The sequence below is a fragment of the Variovorax paradoxus B4 genome (genome assembly GCF_000463015.1).
Taxonomy (GTDB): domain Bacteria; phylum Pseudomonadota; class Gammaproteobacteria; order Burkholderiales; family Burkholderiaceae_C; genus Variovorax; species Variovorax paradoxus_E.
Map to the genome: position 1 here is coordinate 1,259,091 of NC_022247.1, position 20,041 is coordinate 1,279,131.

Genomic DNA, 20,041 nt, shown 5'->3' on the forward strand with positions numbered 1-20,041 from the left:
AATGACGGTTGCCGCAGCACCGCGATTGCAGGCCTCGGGACGGGCGTTTGCGCACATCGCGAGCTTCTATCCGGAGATCACGGCCTTTCGCCGCGACCTGCACGCCCACCCCGAGCTCGGCTTCGAAGAGGTCTACACGGCCGGCCGCGTGCGCGAAGCGCTGCGTGCCTGCGGCGTGGACGAGATCCATGACGGCATCGGCAAGACCGGCGTGGTGGGCGTCATCCGAGGCCGGTCCACGGCAAGCGGGCGAATGATCGGCCTGCGCGCCGACATGGACGCGCTGCCCATGCGCGAAGACAACGACTTCGGCTGGCGCTCCGCCAACGACGGCCTGATGCACGGCTGCGGACACGACGGGCACACGGCCATGCTGGTCGGCGCCGCGCGCTACCTTGCCGAAACCCGCAGCTTCGACGGCACCGCGGTGCTGATCTTCCAGCCCGGCGAAGAGGGCTTTGCCGGCGCACGCGTGATGATCGAGGACGGCCTGTTCGACCGCTTTCCGGTCGAGTCGGTCTATGCGATGCACAACTGGCCCGCCATGCCCGCCGGCACCGTGGGCATCAACCGCGGCGCCATGATGGCCGCGGCCGACCGCGTGACGATCGAGATCAAGGGCAAGGGTGGCCACGGCGCGCATGCCTATCAGACCGTCGATCCCGTGGTGGTCGCCGCGCACATCATCACCGCCGCGCAGACCATCGTGTCGCGCAGCGTGCGGCCGATCGACGCGGCGGTCGTCAGCATCTGCGCGGTGCAGGCCGGCGACCTGGGCGCCATGAGCGTGATTCCGGGCGAGGCCACGCTGGTAGGAACTGTGCGCACCTTCAGCGCGCGCGTGCAGGCGCAGGTCGAGCAGCGCCTGACCGAGCTGTGCACGGCCATCGCCGCCGGCTTCGGCGCAACCGCCACGATCAGATACGAGCGCATCTATCCAGCCACCATCAACACCGCGCCGGAGGCGATGTTCGCGGCCGACGTGGCCGAGTCGCTGGTCGGCGCGAAGAACGTGGACCGCAGCATGGAGCCCAGCATGGGCGCCGAAGACTTCTCCTTCATGCTGCAGAAAAAGGCCGGCGCCTACCTGCGCATCGGCCAGGACGCCAAGTGCGGCGCGTTCCTGCACAACAGCCGCTACGACTTCAACGACGAGATCCTGCCGCTCGGCGCCGCATTGCATGCGGGGCTGATCGAGCAGGGCATGCCGCTGGCTGCTACCCGCAGCGAGCAGCCCGTGAAAGACGCCGCTACCGCGACGCCTTGATGTGTTTCCGATTCCAACCCGAGGAGTGTTCCCATGAGTTTCCAGAAGAAGGCGGCTGCGGTCGCAGTTTTGTGCATGCTGGGCGCCACCAGCCTGATGGCCGGCGCGCAGACCATTCGCGTTGCGAACCAGGGGGACGCGCTGTCGCTCGACCCGCACTCGCTCAATGAGTCGCTGCAGCTCAGCACCACCGCCAACGTCTATGAAACGCTGGTCGGCCGAAACAAGGACCTGAGCGTTGCACCGCTCCTGGCGACCAGCTGGAAGCAGACCTCGCCCACCGTGTGGCGCTTCGAACTGCGCAAGAACGTCCAGTTCCACGACGGCACGCCTTTCACGGCCGACGACGTGCTCTTCAGCTTCGCCCGCGCCGCCGGCGAAGGCTCGGACATGAAGTCCAACACCACGGACATCAAGGAAGTCCGCAAGGTCGACGCGCACACCATCGAGATCGAGACCAAGGGCCCGTTCCCCATTCTTCCGGATGTCATCACCCAGCTCATGATCATGAGCAAGAAGTGGTGCGAAGAGAACAAGGCCGTCACACCCGTCGACCGCCGCAAGGGCATCGAGAACACTGCCTCGTTCAAGGCCAACGGCACCGGCCCGTACCGTGTGCGGGAGCGCCAGCCCAACGTGCGCACGGTGTTCGTCCGCAACCCCACCTACTGGGGCAAGATCGAGGGCAACGCGCAAGAGATCATTTTCACGCCCATCGCCAATCCCGCCACCCGCGTCGCGGCGCTGGTGTCCGGCGAAATCGACGTGATGGAGCCGGTGCCGGTGCAGGACGTGGCGCGCATCAACGCGAGCCCCAATGCGCGCGTCATCTCCGGCCCCGAACTGCGCACCATCTTCCTGGGCATGGACCAGAAGCGCGACGAGCTGCTGTACTCGAGCGTCAAGGGCAAGAACCCGTTCAAGGACAAGCGCGTGCGCCAGGCCTTCTACCAGGCCATCGACATCGTCGGCATCCAGCGCACCGTGATGCGCGGCGCATCGCGCCCCACGGCGCTGATGGTCGGCCCCGGCATCAACGGCTGGAACGAAGCGCAGGACAAGCGCCTGCCCTACGACGTCGAGGCTGCCAAGAAGCTGCTGGCCGAAGCCGGCTATCCCAGCGGTTTCGAAGTGACGATGAACTGCCCGAACGACCGCTACGTGAACGATGGCCAGATCTGCCAGAGCGTGGCTTCCAACCTCGCGAAGATCGGCGTCAAGATCAACCTCGCAGCGGAAACCAAGGGCACCTACTTCCCGAAGATCCTGCGCCGCGACACCAGCTTCTACCTGCTGGGCTGGACCCCGACCACCTACGACTCGCACAACGCATTGACCGCGCTGATGGCCTGCCCGGACGACAAGACCGGCGCCGGCCAGTTCAACCTGGGGGCCTACTGCAACCCGAAGGTGGACGAGCTGACCAAGAAGATCCAGTCGGAAACCGACAAGCCCAAGCGCGACGCGATGATCAAGGAAGCCTTCGACCTGCACGCCGCGGATGTCGGCCACCTGCCGCTGCACCAGCAGGCGCTGGCCTGGGGCGTGAGCAAGAAGGTGGCGCTGACGCAGATGGCCGACAACTACATGCCTTTCAAGTGGATGAGCATCAAGCCGTGACCCCGCCGGCCGCCCGCCAATGGGCGGCCTGAACGGCTCGATCCTGGGCCCGCTTCTTGCGGGCCCATCCTTTTGCCTCACGATGAAAAAAACATTTGCCCGCTGGCTCGACAGCGATGTCGGCTACAGCTTTCGCACTTCACCCGTGGCCATGGCGGCGGCGCTCATCGCGCTGGCCTGCCTGTTCTGCGCGGTCTTTGCAGGATGGGTCTCGCCGCACAACCCCTTCGACCTTGCGACGCTCGAACTCGGCGACGCGCGCCTGCCGCCCGCATGGAGCGCCGAAGGCTCCTCCAAGTACCTGCTGGGCACCGACGACCAGGGCCGCGACATCCTCTCGGCCGTGATCTACGGCGCGCGCATCTCGCTGATCGTCGGCGTGGTGTCGGTGGCGCTCTCGATCACGGTGGGCGTGGTGCTCGGCCTGCTGGCCGGCTTTCTTGGGGGCTGGCTCGATTCGTTCCTCATGCGCCTGTGCGACGTGATGCTGTCGTTCCCGCCCATCCTGGTGGCGCTGCTGATTGCCGGCGTCGGCCGTGCGCTGTTCCCCAATGCGCATGAGTCGCTGGCCTTCGGCGTGCTCATCATTTCCATCTCGCTGACCGGCTGGGTGCAGTACGCGCGCACGGTGCGCGGCTCCACGCTGGTGGAGCGCAACAAGGAATACGTGCAGGCCGCCCGCGTGACCGGCGTGGCGCCGCTGCGCATCATGCTGCGCCACGTGCTGCCCAACGTGATGGGGCCGGTGATGGTGCTGGCCACCATCCAGGTCGCCACGGCCATCATCACCGAGGCGACCCTGTCGTTCCTCGGCGTCGGCGTGCCGCCGACTTCTCCTTCGCTGGGGACGCTGATCAGCATCGGCAACCAGTATCTGTTCTCGGGCGAATGGTGGATCACCGTGTTCCCGGGCCTGATGCTGGTGCTGATCGCGCTCAGCGTGAACCTGCTGGGCGACTGGCTGCGGGACGCGCTGAACCCGCGCCTGCGCTGATGGAAAAAAGGACAACGCCACCATGACGCTGCTCCAGGTCAAGAATCTCGTCGTCGAGTTCCCGCACCGCCGCGGCACGCTGCGCGCGCTCGACGGAATTTCCTTCGACATCGCGCCCGGTGAAATCCTTGGCGTGGTCGGCGAGTCGGGTGCCGGCAAGTCGCTCACGGGCGCGGCCATCATCGGCCTGCTCGAGCCTCCGGGCCGCGTGGCCAGCGGGGAAATCCTGCTCGAAGGCCAGCGCATCGACAACCTCGGCTTCGATGCGATGCGACCCATTCGCGGCCGCAAGATCGGCGCGATCTTCCAGGATCCGCTGACCTCGCTGAACCCGCTCTACACCGTCGGCCGGCAGCTGGTGGAAACCATCCGCGCCCACCTGCCGGTGACCGAAGCCGAGGCGCGGCACCGCGCCATCGGCCTGCTGCAGGACACCGGCATTCCGGCCGCCGAGCAGCGCATCGACCACTTCCCGCACCAGTTCTCCGGCGGCATGCGCCAGCGCGTGGTGATTGCCCTGGCGCTGGCGGCCGAGCCCAAGCTCATCGTGGCCGACGAGCCGACCACGGCGCTCGACGTGTCGATCCAGGCGCAGATCATCCAGCTGCTCAAGCGCATCTGCAAGGACCGCGGCGCTGCCGTGATGCTGATCACGCACGACATGGGCGTGATCGCGGAAACCTGCGACCGCGTGGCCGTGATGTACGCGGGCCGCATCGCGGAGATCGGCCCGGTGCACGAAGTGATCCACCAGCCGGCGCATCCCTACACCTCGGGCCTGATGGCCTCGATTCCCGACATGGCGAGTGACCGCGAACGGCTCAACCAGATCGACGGCGCCATGCCGCGGCTCAATGCCATCCCGCAGGGCTGCGCCTACAACCCGCGCTGCCCGCGCACGTTTGCACGCTGCCTGACCGAGCGGCCCGAGCTCATGCATGCCGGCGCCACGCGCGCCGCATGCTGGCTGCACGATGCCACCGATCCGCACCAGGGCCAGGCCGAGCTGGCGGCCCAGCACCACGATGCGCAGCTGGCCGGCGAGCGCGCCGTGCCCGATGCCGCCGCACCGCTTGCGGAGGTGACCCGATGAGCACCGAACCGCTCGTGGTGGCGCACGACCTCGCTCGCACCTTCGACGTGTCGCCGCCCTGGCTCAACCGCGTGCTCGAACGCAAGCCGCGCGTGCTGCTGCATGCGGTGGACGGCGTGAGCTTTTCGATCGAGCGCGGCAAGACGCTCGCGCTGGTTGGCGAATCGGGTTGCGGCAAGAGCACGGTGGCGCGGCTGCTGGTCGGCCTTTACGCGCCCACGCGCGGCGGCCTGCAGTTCGATGGGCAGGATGCGCATGCTGCGTTCAAGACCCCCGAAGGCCGCAAGCTGCGCCGCCGCATCCAGATGATCTTCCAGGACCCGTACGCGAGCCTGAACCCGCGCTGGATCGTGGAAGACATCGTCGGCGAGCCGCTGCGCGAGCACGGCATCCTCCACGGCAAGGCCGAGCTGCGCGAGCGCGTGGGCGAGCTGCTCAAGTCGGTCGGCCTCTCGCCGCTGGACATGAGCAAGTATCCGCACCAGTTCTCGGGCGGCCAGCGCCAGCGCATCTCCATCGCACGCGCACTCGCCACCCAACCCGAGTTCCTGGTGTGCGACGAGCCCACTTCGGCGCTCGACGTGAGCGTGCAGGCGCAGGTGCTCAACATCATGAAGGACCTGCAGCGCCAGCAGGGCCTGACCTATCTCTTCATCTCGCACAACCTCGCGGTGGTGCGGCACGTGGCCGACCAGGTCGGCGTGATGTACCTGGGCCGGCTGGTCGAGGTGGCGGACAAGCAGAAGCTCTTTGCCGAGCCGCAGCATCCCTACACGCGCATGCTGCTCGACGCGATTCCGCAGATGAAGCACACCGGCCGCTCGCGCACGCCGGTGCAGGGCGAAGTGCCGAATCCGCTGAACCCGCCGACCGGCTGCGCGTTTCATCCGCGCTGCCCGCATGCGAATGCGCGGTGCTCGGCCGAGCGGCCGAAGCTGTTGAGCATCAAGGGCGTGCAGGTGGCCTGCCATGCGGTGGAAGAAGGGCGCATCTAGCCCAAATACTGTTCAGATACGAAGCGCGCGCAACGCCGGCGTCGGCTCATGCCTGCGGTGGAGCTCGGCGCCGCGACGGCGCACTTTGAAGTTGCTCATCTTGCGCTTGACCCCTCGCGGGTTGTAGCGCCCGCGGCTGCTCACGCAGCGGCCGCGGGCGATCTCGGCGAGCAGCGCGTCGCGCCAACTTTCGAGGCGCTCAGGGGGGAACGGCCGCTGCTTGCGGCAATTTTCGCTTGATCACGCGTACGGCGTGCATGAAGCTCAAGCGGTCCGGATCGAGCTCCTGCTGCCAAGCCGCTTGCGCCATGAGCTGGCGCACGGCGAAGTGCGCCAGCAGCAGCCCCCAAAGCTCCTGCTGCACCAGGTCCGGTGTCTTGCTGCGCAGCACCGTGCTGGCGCCCCGCAAGTGCGTCTTGAACTCATCGAACACACCCTCGATTTCCCAGCGCTCGTGGTACAGCGCTGCCAGCTCCAGGCCCGGTGCTCGATCGGCGTTGAGCAGGGTGGTGATCAATCGGTAGCTGTCTTTGGTGGGGGTGGCCGAGTTCTGCAGCGCGTACTCAATGACGCGCACGGTCGTGCCGTGACGCCGAGCGCTGTCGGCACTGTCGTAGACGGTGCTCAGGTACGAACCGTCGGCCAGCACCTGCTGTGCTGGCAGCTTGATCGTGGCGCTCACGCGCCACAGCAGTGCAGCCCCGCTGCCCGCGGCCAATTGCCACAGCTTGAAACTGTAAAAGCCCCGATCCGCCAGCAGCAGCATGTCCTTGTGCAACCAGTCGGGCAGCACCTCGGCGGCCATCGCTTTCTCGCTGCGCGCGTACGAGGCGATGTCCGCCGCCACGACGGCGTGCGTGCCGCATTCGACCAGCCCGAGCACGCGCGCTTGCGGGAAAGCGCTTTGCCCACGCACGGCCGTGGGGTAGCCGAAGAACTGCGCATTGGCCTGCTCGTCGGCCACGTCCAGGCAACTGCCGTCCAGCGCCATCACGCGCTGCTCGCGATACCACGCCCCAGGTGCGCCGGGCGCGGCCAGCGGGCGCAGCACGCGCTGCGCCAGGCGACGCATCACTTCGGGTCCCAGGCGGGTGCGCGCCTGCGAGATCGCGGACTTGCTGGCCTGCACGGCCTCGGCCTGCCCGCCGCCCAGCCAGTGCAGACCCTCGCACACCACGCGCAGCACTTCCTCCAGCGGCGCCTCGCGCCACAGAGCCAGCGCCATCACGTAGTACACCACCGCCGCAGCCGGCAGCAGCCGCTCGCGCTGGCTGGCCTTGCCCGTCTCGGCCAGCACCTCGTCGATCAGCGGGCGCGGACACACCGCCGCAAGTACCCCGGCGCTGATCAGGTGCGCCGTGTCAACTCGAGCCGGTAGTGCCTTCCTTGTTCGTGCCATCGATTCCGTCCGTAATGGAGACGGAATCAGATTGTCGCACAGAATTATTTATCTAAACAGTATTGCATCTAGCCCTGGATGTGCGTAAACGCACTGACGTGCGCGACAAGCCTGCGCAGAGTGCGGGCATGACCATGAAGAAGAACACACGCACCGGCGGCAGCCCGGCGATCCGGTCGGCGCTGGGCCGCCGCGGCTTTCTCATGGGGTCCGCGCTCGGGGCGACCGCAACGCTGGCTTCGCTTTGTTCGCTGTCGCACGCCGCCGCCGGGGCCCCGTCGCAGCGGATGCCGGTCATCTTCATCGGCCACGGCTCGCCCATGAATGCGTTGGCCGACAACGCCTTCACGCGCCGGCTGTCCGCATGGGGCAGCGAGCTTCCGAGGCCCTCGGCCATCCTGAGCGTTTCGGCCCACTGGCTGAGCCGCGGCGCCACCGGCGTCGGAATGCAGGAGCGGCCGAAGACGATCCACGACTTCGGCGGTTTCCCGCAGGCGCTTTTCGACATCGAATACCCGGCGCCGGGCCATCCCGCGCTCGCGCGCGAAACCGTCGCCGCGGTGAAGCAGGCCGCGGTGGTCGGCACCCAGCAGTGGGGCCTGGATCACGGAACATGGACGGTGCTGAAGCACCTCTATCCGAAGGCCGACATTCCGGTTTTCCAGCTCAGCATCGACTACGACAAGCCGGCGGCTTTTCACTACGCAGTCGGCCGCGACCTGGCGGCCCTGCGCGACAAGGGTGTGCTCGTGATGGGAAGCGGCAACGTGGTGCACAACCTGCGGGCCACCGACCGCGGCACGGCCGATGGGCTCATGGCCAGCCGGCCCTGGGCGCAGTCGTTCGACGACGCGGTGAAGGCCGCGCTCGCGGGGCGGGACGATCGCGCGCTGGTCGGCTATGAAAAGCTCGAAGGCGCGTCGATCGCGGTCGCCATGCCGGACCACTATTTTCCGTTTCTCTACGCGCTCGGCGCCGCGGGGACGAGCGAGCGCGCGAAAACGGTCTACGAGGGATTCCAGTCGGGCACGCTGAGCATGCGCTGCATCCAGTTCGGCTGAGCGCGCCGGCCTACTGTTCCTCGCTCCACGAGAAGCCGTCGCGCGCAATCATTGCGCTCGAGGCGCTCGGGCCCCAGGTACCGGCGGCGTAGGGGCGCGGCCCGCCGTCCGATGCCCAGCTGTCGATCAGCGGCTCGACCCAGCGCCATGCCTCTTCCTGCTCGTCGCTGCGCACGAACAGGTTCAGGCGGCCGTCGATCACGTCGAGCAGCAGCCGTTCGTAGGCGCCCACGCGTTCGGCGCCGAAGCGCTTGTCGAAGTCGAGGTCAAGCTGCACGGGCGCGAGTTGCGCGGTGCTGTGGTGGCCGTTGCTGCGCTGGCGGTTGTCCTGTGCCTGCGCGAGCATGTGCAGTTCCAGTCCGTCCCGCGGCTGGAGATTGATCACCAGCTTGTTGACCGCGCCGGAGGGCGCGCGATAGATCGCATGCGGCGTGGGCCGGAAGTTGACCTCGATGCGCGCGTCGCGCGAGGCCAGCCGCTTGCCGGTGCGGATGTAGAGCGGCACGCCGGCCCAGCGCCAGTTGGCGATCTCGGTGCGCAGCGCCACGAAGGTCTCGGTGCGGCTCTCGGGGTCGACGCCCGGCTCGTCCTTGTAGCCGGGCACGCGTTCGCCGTAGGCCGTGCCGGCCGCGTACTGGCCGCGAATGGCATGCAGCCCCAGTGTCTCGGGCGTCCAGGGCTTGAGCGCGCGCAGCACCTTGAGCTTCTCGTCGCGGATGGCATCCGCATGCGAGTTGATCGGCGGCTCCATGCCGATGGCGCAGACCAGCTGCAGCGCGTGGTTCTGCACCATGTCGCGCAGCGCGCCGGTCTGGTCGTAGAAGGCGCCGCGTTTTTCGACGCCCAGGTCTTCCGCGATGGTGATCTGGATGTTGGCAATGTGCTCGCGGCGCCAGATGGGCTCGAACAGCGCATTGCCGAAGCGCATGGCGAACAGGTTCTGCACCGAGGGCTTGCCCAGGTAGTGGTCGATGCGAAAGACCTGCTTCTCGTCGAGCACCTTGCACACCGCGGCATTGATCGCGCGGTTGGACGCCAGGTCGTGGCCCAGCGGCTTCTCGAGCACCACCCGGGTCGACGGGCCGTTGAGGCCGGCCGTGGCGATCTGCTCGACCACCTGGGTGAAGAGCGCCGGCGCCGTGGCCACGTACATCACCACCGTGTCCGCGTTGCGCTGCTTCAGCAGGTGGGCAAGCCGCGCGTAGTCGGCCGGCTTGGACAGGTCCATGCGCAGGTAGTGCAGCAGCGAGGCGAACTTCTCGAACTCCTCGGCCGAAGGGCGCTTGGCGCCTTCGACGGCATTGAAGCGCGACTGGATCAGCTCGCGGTACTGGTCGTCCGAGAGGTCGTCGCGCGCCACGCCGACGATGCGTCCGTCTTTCGGGAGGCTGCCGTGCCTGAAGGCCTGGAACAGCGCCGGCATGAGCTTGCGCCATGCGAGATCGCCAGTGCCGCCGAACAGAACGAGATCGAAGCTCATGGGTCGAATTTCCTTTTGTCTTGGTGCCGAGTGGGCTCTCTGTTTCAACCGAATGGTACTTGTACCGATTCATGAAACCTGTACGAAAGCTACGCTCCACCCCGGCCGAAAGGCCTATTTTTGTTTTCGAGGCGGGGATTTCACATGAAGAAGCTTTTTACTGCAGCGGCATTGCTGGGTTTGTCGGCCGCCGCGTCGGCGCAGGGCACGGTCAACGTGATCTGCTCGGTCCAGGCCGAATGGTGCAACGTGATTGCCACCGTGTATGCGCGTACCACCGGTACCCGCATCAACATGTCGCTCAAGGGCTCGGGCGAGGCGCTGGCCCAGCTCATTGCCGAGAAGGACAACCCCAAGACCGACATCTGGTTCGGCGGCACCGGAGACCCGCACCTGCAGGCGGCCGAACAGGGCCTGACGCTCGAATACAAGTCGCCCACGCTGGCGCAGCTCCATCCCTGGGCCCAGCAGCAGGCCAGGCAGTCGGGCTACAGGACCGTGGGCATCTACTCCGGCCCGCTGGGCTTCGGCTACAACCCCGAACTGCTCGCCAAGAAGAAGCTGCCCGTGCCCAAGACCTGGGCCGACCTGCTCAAGCCCGAATACAAGGGCGACATCCAGGTGGCCAACCCTGCGTCCAGCGGCACGGCCTACACCATGATCGCCACGCTGGTGCAGCTGATGGGCGAGGACAAGGCCTTCGACTACCTGAAGGCGCTGCACAGGAATGTGGGCCAGTACACCCGTTCCGGCACCGGTCCCATCAAGGCGGTGGCGCGCGGTGAAACGGCCGTGTCGATCAGCTTCGTGCACGACGGCCCGGGCGAGAAGATGCAGGGCTTTCCGGTCGAGACGATCACGCCCAGCGACGGCACCGGCGCCGAGATCGGCTCCATGAGCATCATCAAGGGCGCCCGCAACCTTGAGGCTGCGAAGAAGTTCTACGAATGGGCGCTCACGCCCGGCGCGCAGGAGCTCGGCGCCGCCAACAAGCAGTTCCAGCTGCCGAGCAACGCGAATGCCAAGCTCGACCCGCGCATCCCCGACTTCAAGAAGATCAAGTTCATCAACTACGACTATGCGAAGTACGGTGCCAGCGCCGAGCGCCGGCGCCTGATCGCGCGCTGGGAAAAAGACGTCAATTCGCTGCCGCGCTAAGTGCAAGCCCCTTCCATCGGCGGCGCGCCGGTCAACCCGGCGTCGGTGGCCGCCGCCCGGCGGTCGCAGCGCTGGATCAGGGCCTGGGTGGCGCTGGGCTTCGCGGCCTACCTGTTGCTGCCTTGGTATGCGATCCAGGATTCGACCTGGTACGAAGCCATTCCGCAGGTCTTTGGCCAGGCCGAGGGCGCCAACGGCCTGATGCAGGCGGTCACGCAAGGGCGCAGCTGGCTCTTCTTCGGGCTTGCCGGCCTGGCGATGTGCGCCATGGGGGCCTGGCGGCCGGCCGGCCGTGCACAGGGGCGCTGGCTGCTGGCGGGCGGCGCCATCGGTGCCTTCGGCCTTGCCATTGCCGGCTTCACCATCGGCGCGCGCGGTTGGAGCTTTGCGGCGCTCAATGCGCAGTTCGGCGAACTCGCGATCAACCAGTTCGGCATCGGCGCGGGCGGCTTCGTGGCGCTCACCGCGCTCACGTTGCTGGCGGCCTTCGGCATCGCGCGGCTCGGGCTCTTCAAGGGCGATCTGTTCGTGGCTGCAGCGGTCATCGGCTGCGGGGTGCTGATGGCGCTGTTCATCGCCTACCCGGTGAGCAAGGCACTCGCGGGTGCGTTCTTCGACGAAGACGGCCGCTGGTCGATCACGGCCTTTGCCGCGCGCGTGTTCGCCGAACGCGTCTGGGGCGTGGGCTGCCTGGCCGGCGGCGTGCGCTGCGGCGTGGCCTGGAACACGCTCGTGCTGGCGCTGCTGACGGCCGCCGGCACCACCTTCCTGGGCACCTTGATGGCGTTGATGGCCGAGCGCGGCAGCAAGCGCGGCCAGGGTGCGCTGCGGGTGCTGGCACTGCTGCCGATCATCACGCCGCCTTTCGTGGTGGGGCTGGGGCTGATCCTGCTGTTCGGCCGCGCGGGCATCGTGAACCAGCTGCTCGAGAGCCTGTTCGGCATCGAGCCGACGCGCTGGTTCTACGGCATGCCAGGCGTGCTGGTGGCGCAGCTGTTCGCCTTCACGCCCATTGCCTTCATGATCATGCGCGGCGTGGTGCAGGGCATTGCGCCCAGCCTGGAAGAGGCCGCGCAGATGCTGCGCGCCGACCGGCGCCGCACCTTCTTCACCATCACGCTGCCGCTGCTGAAGCCCGGGCTGGCCAATGCTTTCCTGGTCGGCTTCATCGAGAGCATTGCGGACTTCGGCAATCCCGTGGTGGTGGGCGGCCAGTTCTCGGTGCTGTCGACCGACATCTTCTTTGCCATCGTCGGCGCGCAGTACGACCAGGGCCGCGCGGCTTCTCTGGCGTGGGTGCTCACGATCTTTGCGCTCGGCGTGTTCGCGCTGCAGCGCGGCGTGCTCGGCAGGCAGAACTACACCACCGTGAGCGGCAAGGGCGATGCGGGCATTGCGATGGCGCTGCCCGACGGCGTGCGGCGCACGATCCATTGCATCGCGCTGCCCTGGATCGCCTTCACCGCGGTGGTCTACCTGTTCGCCTTCGCGGGCGGCTTCGTGCAGACCTGGGGGCGCGACTACAGCTTCACGCTCGATCACTTCAAGAATGCATTTGCGCTCGAGTGGGGCCAGTTCGGCCTGGTGTGGGCCGGCACCGCGTGGAATTCGCTGCTCACCACGCTCAAGCTCGCGGGCATCTCGGCACCCATCACCGCCGCGCTGGGCCTGCTGATTGCCTGGCTGCTCGCGCGCAACGAGTTCAAGGGTCAGGGCGTCTTCGAGTTCGGCGCGCTGCTGGCCTTTGCCATTCCGGGCACGGTGCTGGGCGTGAGCTACATCCTGGCCTTCAACGTGCCACCGTTCGAGCTCACGGGCACCGGGCTGATCATCGTGCTGTGCTTCATGTTCCGGAACCTGCCGGTGGGTGTGCGGGCCGGCACGGCGGCCTTCAAGCAGCTGGACCGCTCGCTGGACGAAGCCTCGCTGATGCTGCGCGCCTCCACGGCCCAGACGCTCTTCAAGGTGGTGCTGCCACTGCTGAAACCCGCGCTGGTGGCCGCGCTGGTCTACAGCTTCGTGCGCGCCATGACGACGGTGAGCGCGGTGATCTTCCTGGTCACGGCCGAGAACGAACTGGCCACCACCTACATCATCGGCCGCGTGGGCAACGGCGACTACGGCATCGCGCTGGCCTACTGCACGGTGCTGATGATCCTGATGTCGCTGGCGATTGCGCTGGTGCAGTTCGTGGTGGGGGAGCGCAGGCTGGGGCGGCGCAAGGCGGGGGTGCCGATGGTCGCTGCGCCCGTGGTGCATTGATCGAGAGATGAACACATGAGCAACGGCATCGAATTCCGCAACGTCACCAAGCGCTACGGCTCCGACAGGAACGGGCCGCTGGCGGTCAAGGGCATCAGCTTCGAGGTGCCGGTCGGCACGCTCACCACCATCCTCGGGCCCTCGGGCTGCGGCAAGACGACCACGCTGCGCATGATCGCGGGGCTCGAATCGGCCACCTCGGGCTCGATCTTCATGGGCGGGCGCGACGTGACCACGCTGGGCCCGGCCGAGCGCAACGTGAGCATGATGTTCCAGAGCTACGCGCTGTTCCCGCACATGAACGTGATCGAGAACGTGGGCTACGGCCTGCGCATGAGCGGCGTGAAGAAGGACGAGGCCGCCTCGCGGGCACGCGGCGCGCTCAAGGGCGTGGGGCTGGTCGGCTTCGACGAGCGGCTGCCCAGCGAACTCTCGGGCGGCCAGCAGCAGCGCGTTGCACTGGCGCGCGCACTGGTGCTGGAGCCGGCGGTGCTGCTGTTCGACGAGCCGCTGTCCAACCTCGACGCCCGCCTGCGGCGCGAAATGCGCGAGGAAATCCGCGCGCTGCAGCAGCGGCTGAAGCTCACGGTGGCCTACGTCACGCACGACCAGAGCGAGGCCCTGGCCGTGAGCGACCAGATCATCGTGATGGACCACGGCGTGATCGCCCAGCGCGGCACGCCCGAGCAGCTCTATGCCCGGCCCGAGAGCGAGTTCGTCGCCGGCTTCATGGGCGAGGCCATGGTGTTCCCGGCCATGGCGCAAGCCGACGGCAGCGTCACGCTCGGCCCGCTGCGGCTGCAGCCCCGCCATGCGGTGGCGCCCGGCGCGGTGAAGGTGGCGGTGCGGCCCGAGGCCTGGGAGATCGGCGCCGCCGGCGCGGCCGCGGGCCTGCCCGCCACGCTGCGCAAGGCGGCCTACCTCGGCAGCTTCTACGAGTACGGCTTCGATACACCACTGGGGCCGGTATTCGTGGTGTCGACCGACCTTTCGAGGCCGCTGGCCGCGGGCGCCGAGGCCACGCTGTCGCTGGCGGCGCACGGCGTCAGCGTGGTGCCCGGCGCGTGAAACAATGGCGCCATGAACGTGGTTTTCGATCTTGGCGCCGTGCTGCTGGCATGGGAGCCCACCCGGCTGGTGCAGACCCATCTTCCCGAGCATGCCCCCACGGAAGCTGCCGCAGCGGCGCTGGGCCGTGCGCTCTTCCACCATGACGACTGGATGAGCTTCGACTGCGGCACGCGCTCGCTGGAGGAGTCCATTGCGCGCATGGCCCAGCGGCTGTCGCTGCCGGCCGCCCGGCTCGACGCCATGCTCGGCACGCTCGGAGAGCGCCTCGAGCCCATTGCCGTCACCGTGGAACTGCTGGAGCGGCTTTTTGCCCGACGCGAGGCCGGCGAGGCGCTGCGCCTGTACTACCTCTCGAACATGCCGGCGCCGTACGCGCGCGCGGTCGAACGCCGGCACGGCTTCATGCGGCGTTTCGACGGAGGCGTGTTTTCAGGCGACGTGAAGTTCATCAAGCCGGAGCGCGAAATCTACGAGCTGCTGGCGGTGCGCCATGCGCTCGACCCCGCGGAGACGGTGTTCATCGACGATTCGGCCGCCAATGTGGAGGCCGCGCGCGCCTTCGGCTGGCACGCCATCCATTGCACCCACCCCGCAGCGCTGGCGGCGCAGCTGGCGCGCCATCTGCCGGCTGTCCCGCCTATCGGCCGGTGAGCACCACCTTCGACGTGTCGAACCCCAGGCTGGCGGCGTAGTCCAGCTCGGCCTGCAGCGCGTCGTCCTCGAGGCGCGGCGCGCGCGAAAGAACCCAGAGGTATTCGCGGTCGGGCGTGCCGACCAGCGCCACCTGGTAGTCGCGGTCGAGCTTCAGGATCCAGTAGTCGCCCCACACCATCGGCAGCCAGCTCAGCCACGAGGGCGCAAAGCGCACTTCGAGCCGGCCCGCGCCGGGCTGGCCCGCCACCGGCACCACGCGGGCCGTTCCCACCGCCTCGTCGAAATGGCCGTCGGGCCGCACGCAGCGGTTGAGGACCTGCACGGTGCCATCGGGCTGCGGCGTGTACTCGGCGCTCACGGGGCCGGCGCACTGTTTCTGGAAGCGGTTGGGCAGCCGGGCCTGCTCGTGCCAGATGCCGGCATAGCGCTGCAGATCGACCGGCGCCACCACCTGCAGCGGCGCACGCATGAGGGGCGCGCCATCGGCCGGCCCGGGCAGCTGCGCACGCGCAGTGCGGCCCGCACCCATGGCGATCCAGGTTGCGACGCCGCCCACCACGAAGGCCGTGGCCAGGGTGCCGATGGCCTGGCTGGTGCGGCGGTCATCGAATGGCGCGCGGCTGGCGGCGGCAGCCGCGGCGGAGCGATGGCGAAAAGGCATGGGCGTGGCACTCCTGTGGTCGAAAGCATCAATCGGAAACACCCAGCCTAGCGCTCGACCGGGACGCCGCGCCGTCAGCGGCGGACCACAGCCGCTGTAGGGCAGCGTGGCCGGCTGGCCACTTACAACCCTGCCGGCGGCAGGCTGATGGAGGGCGGTGAAAACCCGTGCTACGGTTTGCATGAAAACATCGGCCCCGGCGCAACTGCGTGCAGGACTTGTCATCACCCGCACTGGATAATCTTTCTCCATGAACCAACTCGATGCTCTCCGCCAATGGACCACCGTGGTCGCCGACACGGGCGACTTCAAGCAACTTGCCATTTCCAAGCCGCAAGATGCGACCACCAATCCGTCGCTCATCCTGAAGGCGGTGCAGAAGCCCGAATACCGGCCGCTGCTCGACGAAGCCGTCAGCAAGCACGCGGGCAAGCCGCTCGACGAGGTCATCGACCGGCTGCTGGTGCGCTTCGGCACTGAAATCCTCTCGATCATTCCGGGCCGTGTGTCGACCGAAGTCGACGCGCGCCTTTCGTTCGACACGGCCGCCACCATTGCGCGCGGCGAGCGCATCGTGGCGCTCTACAGGGCCGAAGGCATCGACACCGAGAAGCGCCTGCTGATCAAGGTGGCCTCCACCTGGGAGGGCATCGAGGCGGCGCGCGCCCTGGAGCACAAGGGCATCCGCACCAACCTCACGCTGCTGTTCTCGTTCGCGCAGGCCGTGGCCTGCGGTGCGGCCGGCGTGCAGCTCATCTCGCCCTTCGTGGGCCGCATCTACGACTGGTACAAGAAGTCGGCCGGCGTCCAATGGAACGAGGCCGCCAATGCGGGGGCGAACGATCCCGGCGTGAAATCGGTGCGCCAGATCTTCGAGTACTACAAGCAGCACGGCATCAAGACCGAGGTGATGGGCGCCAGCTTTCGCAATGTGGGACAGATCCAGGCCCTGGCCGGCTGCGACCTGCTGACCATCAGCCCCGAGCTGCTGGCCGAGCTGGCTGCGAACAACGAGCCGCTCGCGCATGCGCTCGATGCCACCGCCGCGCCAAGGGCCGACGTGCCGAAACTGAGCTACGACGAGGCCGGCTTCCGCTTCGCGCTGAACGAAGACGCCATGGCCACCGAGAAGCTCGCCGAAGGCATCCGTGCCTTCGCGGCCGATGCCGTGAAGCTCGAAAAACTCATGCAGGAAAGCGGCAAGTAAGCATGGCCATGACCCTTCGCTGCGACCGCGCGCCCGCCTGGGCGCAACTGCAGGCTGCCTTCGAGACCGCAGGCCGCCAGTTCGACGTGCGCCACGCCTTCGTCGACGACGCCGGCCGTTTCGAACGCTTCAGCCAGGAGGCGCCGTACGTGTTCGTCGACCTGTCGAAGAACCTGATCGATGCGCGCACGCAAGAGCTGCTGCTCGCGCTGGCCCGCGAATGCGGCCTCGAGGCGCACCGCGACGCGATGTTCGCGGGTGAGCGCATCAACAACACCGAAGACCGCGCCGTGCTGCACACGCTGCTGCGCGCCCCCGCGGATGCGGCGGTGGGCAAGACGGCGGGCGAGCTGCGCGAAGTGCACGCCACGCTCGACGCGATGCTGGCCTATGCCGAGAAGGTGCGCGCCGACCACACGATCACCGACGTGGTCAACATCGGCATCGGCGGCTCCGACCTCGGGCCGCAGATGGCGGTATTGGCACTGGCCGAGTTCGCCGCACCGGGCAAGCGCTTCCACTTCGTCTCCAACGTCGACGGCCACGAGCTGGCGGGCGTGCTGCGTGACCTCGCGCCGGAGCACACGCTGTTTCTCATTGCCTCCAAGACCTTCACCACGGCCGAGACGATGACCAACGCGCTCTCGGCCAGGCGCTGGTACGAGCAGTCGGGCGGCACCGACATTGCCGGCCACTTCGCCGCGCTCACCACCAACGTCGAGGCCGCCAGGCAATTCGGCATCGACACCACCTTCGGTTTCTGGGACTGGGTGGGCGGGCGCTATTCGCTGTGGTCGGCCATCGGATTGCCGATTGCGCTGGCCATCGGCGCCGACGGCTTCCGCCGGCTGCTGGCGGGCGCGCACGCGATGGACGAGCACTTCCGCACCGCGCCGCTCGAGAAGAACCTGCCGGTGCGGCTGGGCCTGCTCGACGTCTGGTACCGCAACTTCCACAAGTTCACGAGCCGCGGCATCGCGCCGTACCACAGCGCCTTGAAGCGCCTGCCGGCGTACCTGCAGCAGCTCGAGATGGAGAGCAACGGCAAACAGGTCGATGCGAGCGGCGCGCCGCTGCCCGCCGTCCTGGGCACTTCGCCCGTGCTCTGGGGCGAGCCCGGCACCAATGGCCAGCATGCCTACTTCCAGATGCTGCACCAGGGCACCGACGTGATCCCGCTCGAATTCGTGGCGGTGCGCGATGCGGCGCACGATCTCGAAGGCCATCACCCCAAGCTGCTGGCCAACGCGCTCGCGCAGGCGCAGGCGCTGATGGTCGGCAAGCTCGATGCCGGCGGCCACAAGAACTTCCCGGGCAACCGGCCGAGCACCTTCTTCGTGTTCGAGAAGCTCACGCCCGAGTCGCTGGGTGCGTTCCTTGCGCTGTACGAGCACCGCGTGTTCACCAGCGGCGCGCTGTGGGGCATCAACAGCTTCGACCAGTGGGGCGTGGAGCTCGGCAAGGTGCTCGCGAAGGACATCGAGCCGCGCCTTGCCTCGGGCGACGTCATGGGGCTCGACGCCTCGACGGCTGGCCTGTTGAAACGCCTGGGCATCCGGGGTTGATTCGCTGAAAGGCCGGGGCAACCGGCCGAAATGGGCCAATCCATAGGCCGTTTGTTTGCGAACCGATGGCCGAATTTGCCGCTGAAAGACGCACCGATATGATCGGCCCGGGGAATTTCCCTGGGATTCAATCAAGAGGAGTCGATCAATGGACTTTCAAACAGCGGTCAAGACCTGTTTCAGCAAATACGCCGATTTCAAGGGGCGCGCATCGCGTTCGGAGTACTGGTGGTTCGTGCTGGCCGAGGTCATCGTTCTCATCGTGGCGAGCCTGATCCACGAATATGTGTACTTCATCGCGGCGCTGGGCTTCCTGCTGCCCGTGCTGGCCGTGGGCGCGCGCCGCCTGCACGACATCGGCAAGAGCGGCTGGCTCCAGCTGTTGATGCTCATTCCGATCGTCAATCTCGTGCTGATCTATTTCTACGTGCAGCCGTCGCAGCCCGAGGCCAACCCGCACGGGGCGCCCGCCGCCTGAGCGGTCAGGCGGCAACTTCCGCGCTGGTGGGCGCGCGCACCGGCGCACCGCCGGCCATGCGCACGCACAGGTCGAAGGCCTGCTGCAGCCCTTCGATCTGCGCGACGCCCTTGCCCGCGATGTCGAAGGCGCTGCCGCTGGCCGAGGTGGCCACCGGCACGGGCAGGCCGCCATGCAGCGTCACGCCCTGCTCGAAGCCCATGAGCTTCATCGCGATCTGGCCCTGGTCGTGGTACATCGACACCACGGCGTCCACGTCGCCGCGGCGCGCGCCGATGAACACCGTGTCCGGCGAGAACGGACCGCGCGCATCGAAGCCCTCGGCGCGCAGCCGCTCGATGGCCGGCGCGATGATCTCGATTTCTTCCATGCCGATGGAGCCGCCGTCGCCCGCATGCGGGTTGAGCCCCGCCACCGCAATGCGCGGCTGTGCCACGCCCGCACGGCGCAGGGCCGATGCAATGATCTTCACCGCATCGCTCACACCCTCCACCGTGATGTGGCTCGCCACGTCCTTCAACGGAATGTGCGAGGTCACGCGCGAGGTCCACAGCGATCCCGTGAGGTTGAACTCGCAGACGAAGCCCGTGACGGCGAAGCGCTCCTGCATGTAGCGCAGCTCGTCCTCGTGCACCAGGCCGCCCAGGCGCAGCGAATGCTTGTTGAGCGGCGCGAAGAGAATGCCCTCGGCCTGTCCGCGCCGCACGGCCGCGGTGGCGAGTTCCAGCGCCTCGAAGGAAGCGCGGCCCGAGGCCTCGTTCGACTCGCCGAGCACCGGCTCCCGGCCCTCCATCCAGTCGTGCAGGAGCAGGGTGGGGCGGCCGTCCTCGAAGCGCAGGTCATCGAATCCGTGGACCCGCAGCGGGTCCAGCTTCATGCCCGCCACGCGCTCGCCCGCGGCCAGCACCACGGGGTCGGCGATCAGCAGCACGCGCGCGGCGTCCAGGTTGCGCTGGCGCGCGAGCAGCTTCACAGCCATCTCGGGGCCGATGCCGCCGGGGTCGCCGAGCAGCACGGCGATGCGGGGCTTGGCGGAGATCACGCTCGGGGTCTTCGATGGGGTGGACATGGCGTCA

Annotated in this window: 17 protein-coding genes; 13 read left to right on the top strand and 4 right to left on the bottom strand. The window is 67.7% G+C overall.

Translation table 11 applies throughout. The annotated features are described in order from the left end of the window. Position 1 precedes the first annotated feature (1 nt). From VAPA_RS05645 to VAPA_RS05665, 5 genes are all read left to right on the top strand, one after another. Positions 2 to 1,267 carry a M20 aminoacylase family protein gene (locus VAPA_RS05645; protein ID WP_021005803.1) on the top strand — a complete coding sequence of 422 codons (1,266 nt, stop codon included), beginning with the start codon at positions 2 to 4 and terminating at the stop codon, positions 1,265 to 1,267. A 33-nt stretch (positions 1,268 to 1,300) separates the two neighbouring features. After that, positions 1,301 to 2,887, top strand: a complete 1,587-nt coding sequence (locus VAPA_RS05650; protein ID WP_021005804.1) for an ABC transporter substrate-binding protein — start codon at positions 1,301 to 1,303, stop codon at positions 2,885 to 2,887. A gap of 82 nt (positions 2,888 to 2,969) precedes the next feature. Beyond that, a complete protein-coding gene (locus VAPA_RS05655) occupies positions 2,970 to 3,881 on the top strand; it encodes an ABC transporter permease (RefSeq protein WP_021005805.1) in 912 nt (303 codons plus the stop codon). Between the two features lie 22 nt (positions 3,882 to 3,903). Further along, positions 3,904 to 4,974 (top strand): ABC transporter ATP-binding protein, encoded by a 1,071-nt coding sequence (locus tag VAPA_RS05660; protein WP_021005806.1) that lies wholly within the window; start codon positions 3,904 to 3,906, stop codon positions 4,972 to 4,974. After that, complete coding sequence (locus VAPA_RS05665; protein WP_021005807.1) at positions 4,971 to 5,969, top strand: ABC transporter ATP-binding protein; 999 nt, start codon at positions 4,971 to 4,973, stop codon at positions 5,967 to 5,969. The genes VAPA_RS05660 and VAPA_RS05665 overlap by 4 nt, the downstream gene beginning before the upstream one ends. 199 nt (positions 5,970 to 6,168) lie before the next feature. Here the strand turns inward: VAPA_RS05665 and VAPA_RS05670 are convergent, their stop codons facing one another. Further along, positions 6,169 to 7,368 (bottom strand): IS4 family transposase, encoded by a 1,200-nt coding sequence (locus tag VAPA_RS05670; protein WP_021005809.1) that lies wholly within the window; start codon positions 7,366 to 7,368, stop codon positions 6,169 to 6,171. A gap of 128 nt (positions 7,369 to 7,496) precedes the next feature. On the opposite strand from VAPA_RS05670, the gene ygiD reads away from it, so the two are divergent. Continuing rightward, positions 7,497 to 8,429: a 4,5-DOPA-extradiol-dioxygenase gene (gene ygiD, locus VAPA_RS05675; RefSeq protein ID WP_041946350.1), complete on the top strand. Its 933-nt coding sequence runs from the start codon at positions 7,497 to 7,499 to the stop codon at positions 8,427 to 8,429. 10 nt (positions 8,430 to 8,439) lie between these two features. Here the strand turns inward: ygiD and zwf are convergent, their stop codons facing one another. Continuing rightward, positions 8,440 to 9,909 (bottom strand): glucose-6-phosphate dehydrogenase, encoded by a 1,470-nt coding sequence (gene zwf, locus VAPA_RS05680; RefSeq protein WP_021005811.1) that lies wholly within the window; start codon positions 9,907 to 9,909, stop codon positions 8,440 to 8,442. A gap of 144 nt (positions 9,910 to 10,053) precedes the next feature. Here zwf and VAPA_RS05685 point away from each other — a divergent pair, with 144 nt between their 5' ends. From VAPA_RS05685 to VAPA_RS05700, 4 genes are read left to right on the top strand one after another with little or no spacing between them, the layout of a single operon-like run. After that, positions 10,054 to 11,067 (top strand): ABC transporter substrate-binding protein, encoded by a 1,014-nt coding sequence (locus tag VAPA_RS05685; RefSeq protein ID WP_021005812.1) that lies wholly within the window; start codon positions 10,054 to 10,056, stop codon positions 11,065 to 11,067. Next, positions 11,068 to 13,329, top strand: a complete 2,262-nt coding sequence (locus tag VAPA_RS05690) for an ABC transporter permease (RefSeq protein WP_021005813.1) — start codon at positions 11,068 to 11,070, stop codon at positions 13,327 to 13,329. 15 nt (positions 13,330 to 13,344) lie between these two features. Then, positions 13,345 to 14,397 (top strand): ABC transporter ATP-binding protein, encoded by a 1,053-nt coding sequence (locus VAPA_RS05695; protein WP_021005814.1) that lies wholly within the window; start codon positions 13,345 to 13,347, stop codon positions 14,395 to 14,397. Between the two features lie 12 nt (positions 14,398 to 14,409). After that, positions 14,410 to 15,051: an HAD family hydrolase gene (locus tag VAPA_RS05700; protein WP_021005815.1), complete on the top strand. Its 642-nt coding sequence runs from the start codon at positions 14,410 to 14,412 to the stop codon at positions 15,049 to 15,051. Here VAPA_RS05700 and VAPA_RS05705 read toward each other — a convergent pair. Further along, positions 15,038 to 15,715, bottom strand: coding sequence for a lipocalin family protein (locus VAPA_RS05705; protein WP_021005816.1), 678 nt, complete (start codon positions 15,713 to 15,715; stop codon positions 15,038 to 15,040). The genes VAPA_RS05700 and VAPA_RS05705 overlap by 14 nt on opposite strands. Positions 15,716 to 15,965: 250 nt before the next feature. Between VAPA_RS05705 and tal the strand changes: the two genes are divergently transcribed. From tal to VAPA_RS05720, 3 genes are all read left to right on the top strand, one after another. Then, positions 15,966 to 16,922, top strand: coding sequence for a transaldolase (tal, locus tag VAPA_RS05710; protein ID WP_021005817.1), 957 nt, complete (start codon positions 15,966 to 15,968; stop codon positions 16,920 to 16,922). A 2-nt stretch (positions 16,923 to 16,924) separates the two neighbouring features. After that, positions 16,925 to 18,487, top strand: coding sequence for a glucose-6-phosphate isomerase (gene pgi / locus VAPA_RS05715; protein ID WP_021005818.1), 1,563 nt, complete (start codon positions 16,925 to 16,927; stop codon positions 18,485 to 18,487). Positions 18,488 to 18,635: 148 nt separating this feature from the next. Continuing rightward, on the top strand, positions 18,636 to 18,965 hold the full coding sequence (locus VAPA_RS05720) for a DUF805 domain-containing protein (RefSeq protein ID WP_021005819.1): 330 nt from the start codon (positions 18,636 to 18,638) through the stop codon (positions 18,963 to 18,965). Between the two features lie 4 nt (positions 18,966 to 18,969). On the opposite strand, the gene VAPA_RS05725 is transcribed toward VAPA_RS05720, so the two are convergent. Next, a complete protein-coding gene (locus tag VAPA_RS05725) occupies positions 18,970 to 20,034 on the bottom strand; it encodes a 4-hydroxythreonine-4-phosphate dehydrogenase PdxA (RefSeq protein WP_021005820.1) in 1,065 nt (354 codons plus the stop codon). Positions 20,035 to 20,041: the final 7 nt, after the last annotated feature.

Coding starts and splice junctions, on each gene's coding strand:
- zwf (WP_021005811.1), bottom strand. CDS start 9,909: ATGAGCTTCGATCTCGTTCTGTTCGGCGGCACTGGCGATCTCGCATGG.
- VAPA_RS05665 (WP_021005807.1), top strand. CDS start 4,971: ATGAGCACCGAACCGCTCGTGGTGGCGCACGACCTCGCTCGCACCTTC.
- VAPA_RS05720 (WP_021005819.1), top strand. CDS start 18,636: ATGGACTTTCAAACAGCGGTCAAGACCTGTTTCAGCAAATACGCCGAT.
- pgi (WP_021005818.1), top strand. CDS start 16,925: ATGGCCATGACCCTTCGCTGCGACCGCGCGCCCGCCTGGGCGCAACTG.
- VAPA_RS05725 (WP_021005820.1), bottom strand. CDS start 20,034: ATGTCCACCCCATCGAAGACCCCGAGCGTGATCTCCGCCAAGCCCCGC.
- VAPA_RS05685 (WP_021005812.1), top strand. CDS start 10,054: ATGAAGAAGCTTTTTACTGCAGCGGCATTGCTGGGTTTGTCGGCCGCC.
- VAPA_RS05695 (WP_021005814.1), top strand. CDS start 13,345: ATGAGCAACGGCATCGAATTCCGCAACGTCACCAAGCGCTACGGCTCC.
- VAPA_RS05660 (WP_021005806.1), top strand. CDS start 3,904: ATGACGCTGCTCCAGGTCAAGAATCTCGTCGTCGAGTTCCCGCACCGC.
- VAPA_RS05705 (WP_021005816.1), bottom strand. CDS start 15,715: ATGCCTTTTCGCCATCGCTCCGCCGCGGCTGCCGCCGCCAGCCGCGCG.
- VAPA_RS05700 (WP_021005815.1), top strand. CDS start 14,410: ATGAACGTGGTTTTCGATCTTGGCGCCGTGCTGCTGGCATGGGAGCCC.
- VAPA_RS05670 (WP_021005809.1), bottom strand. CDS start 7,368: ATGGCACGAACAAGGAAGGCACTACCGGCTCGAGTTGACACGGCGCAC.
- tal (WP_021005817.1), top strand. CDS start 15,966: ATGAACCAACTCGATGCTCTCCGCCAATGGACCACCGTGGTCGCCGAC.
- VAPA_RS05650 (WP_021005804.1), top strand. CDS start 1,301: ATGAGTTTCCAGAAGAAGGCGGCTGCGGTCGCAGTTTTGTGCATGCTG.
- ygiD (WP_041946350.1), top strand. CDS start 7,497: ATGACCATGAAGAAGAACACACGCACCGGCGGCAGCCCGGCGATCCGG.
- VAPA_RS05655 (WP_021005805.1), top strand. CDS start 2,970: ATGAAAAAAACATTTGCCCGCTGGCTCGACAGCGATGTCGGCTACAGC.
- VAPA_RS05645 (WP_021005803.1), top strand. CDS start 2: ATGACGGTTGCCGCAGCACCGCGATTGCAGGCCTCGGGACGGGCGTTT.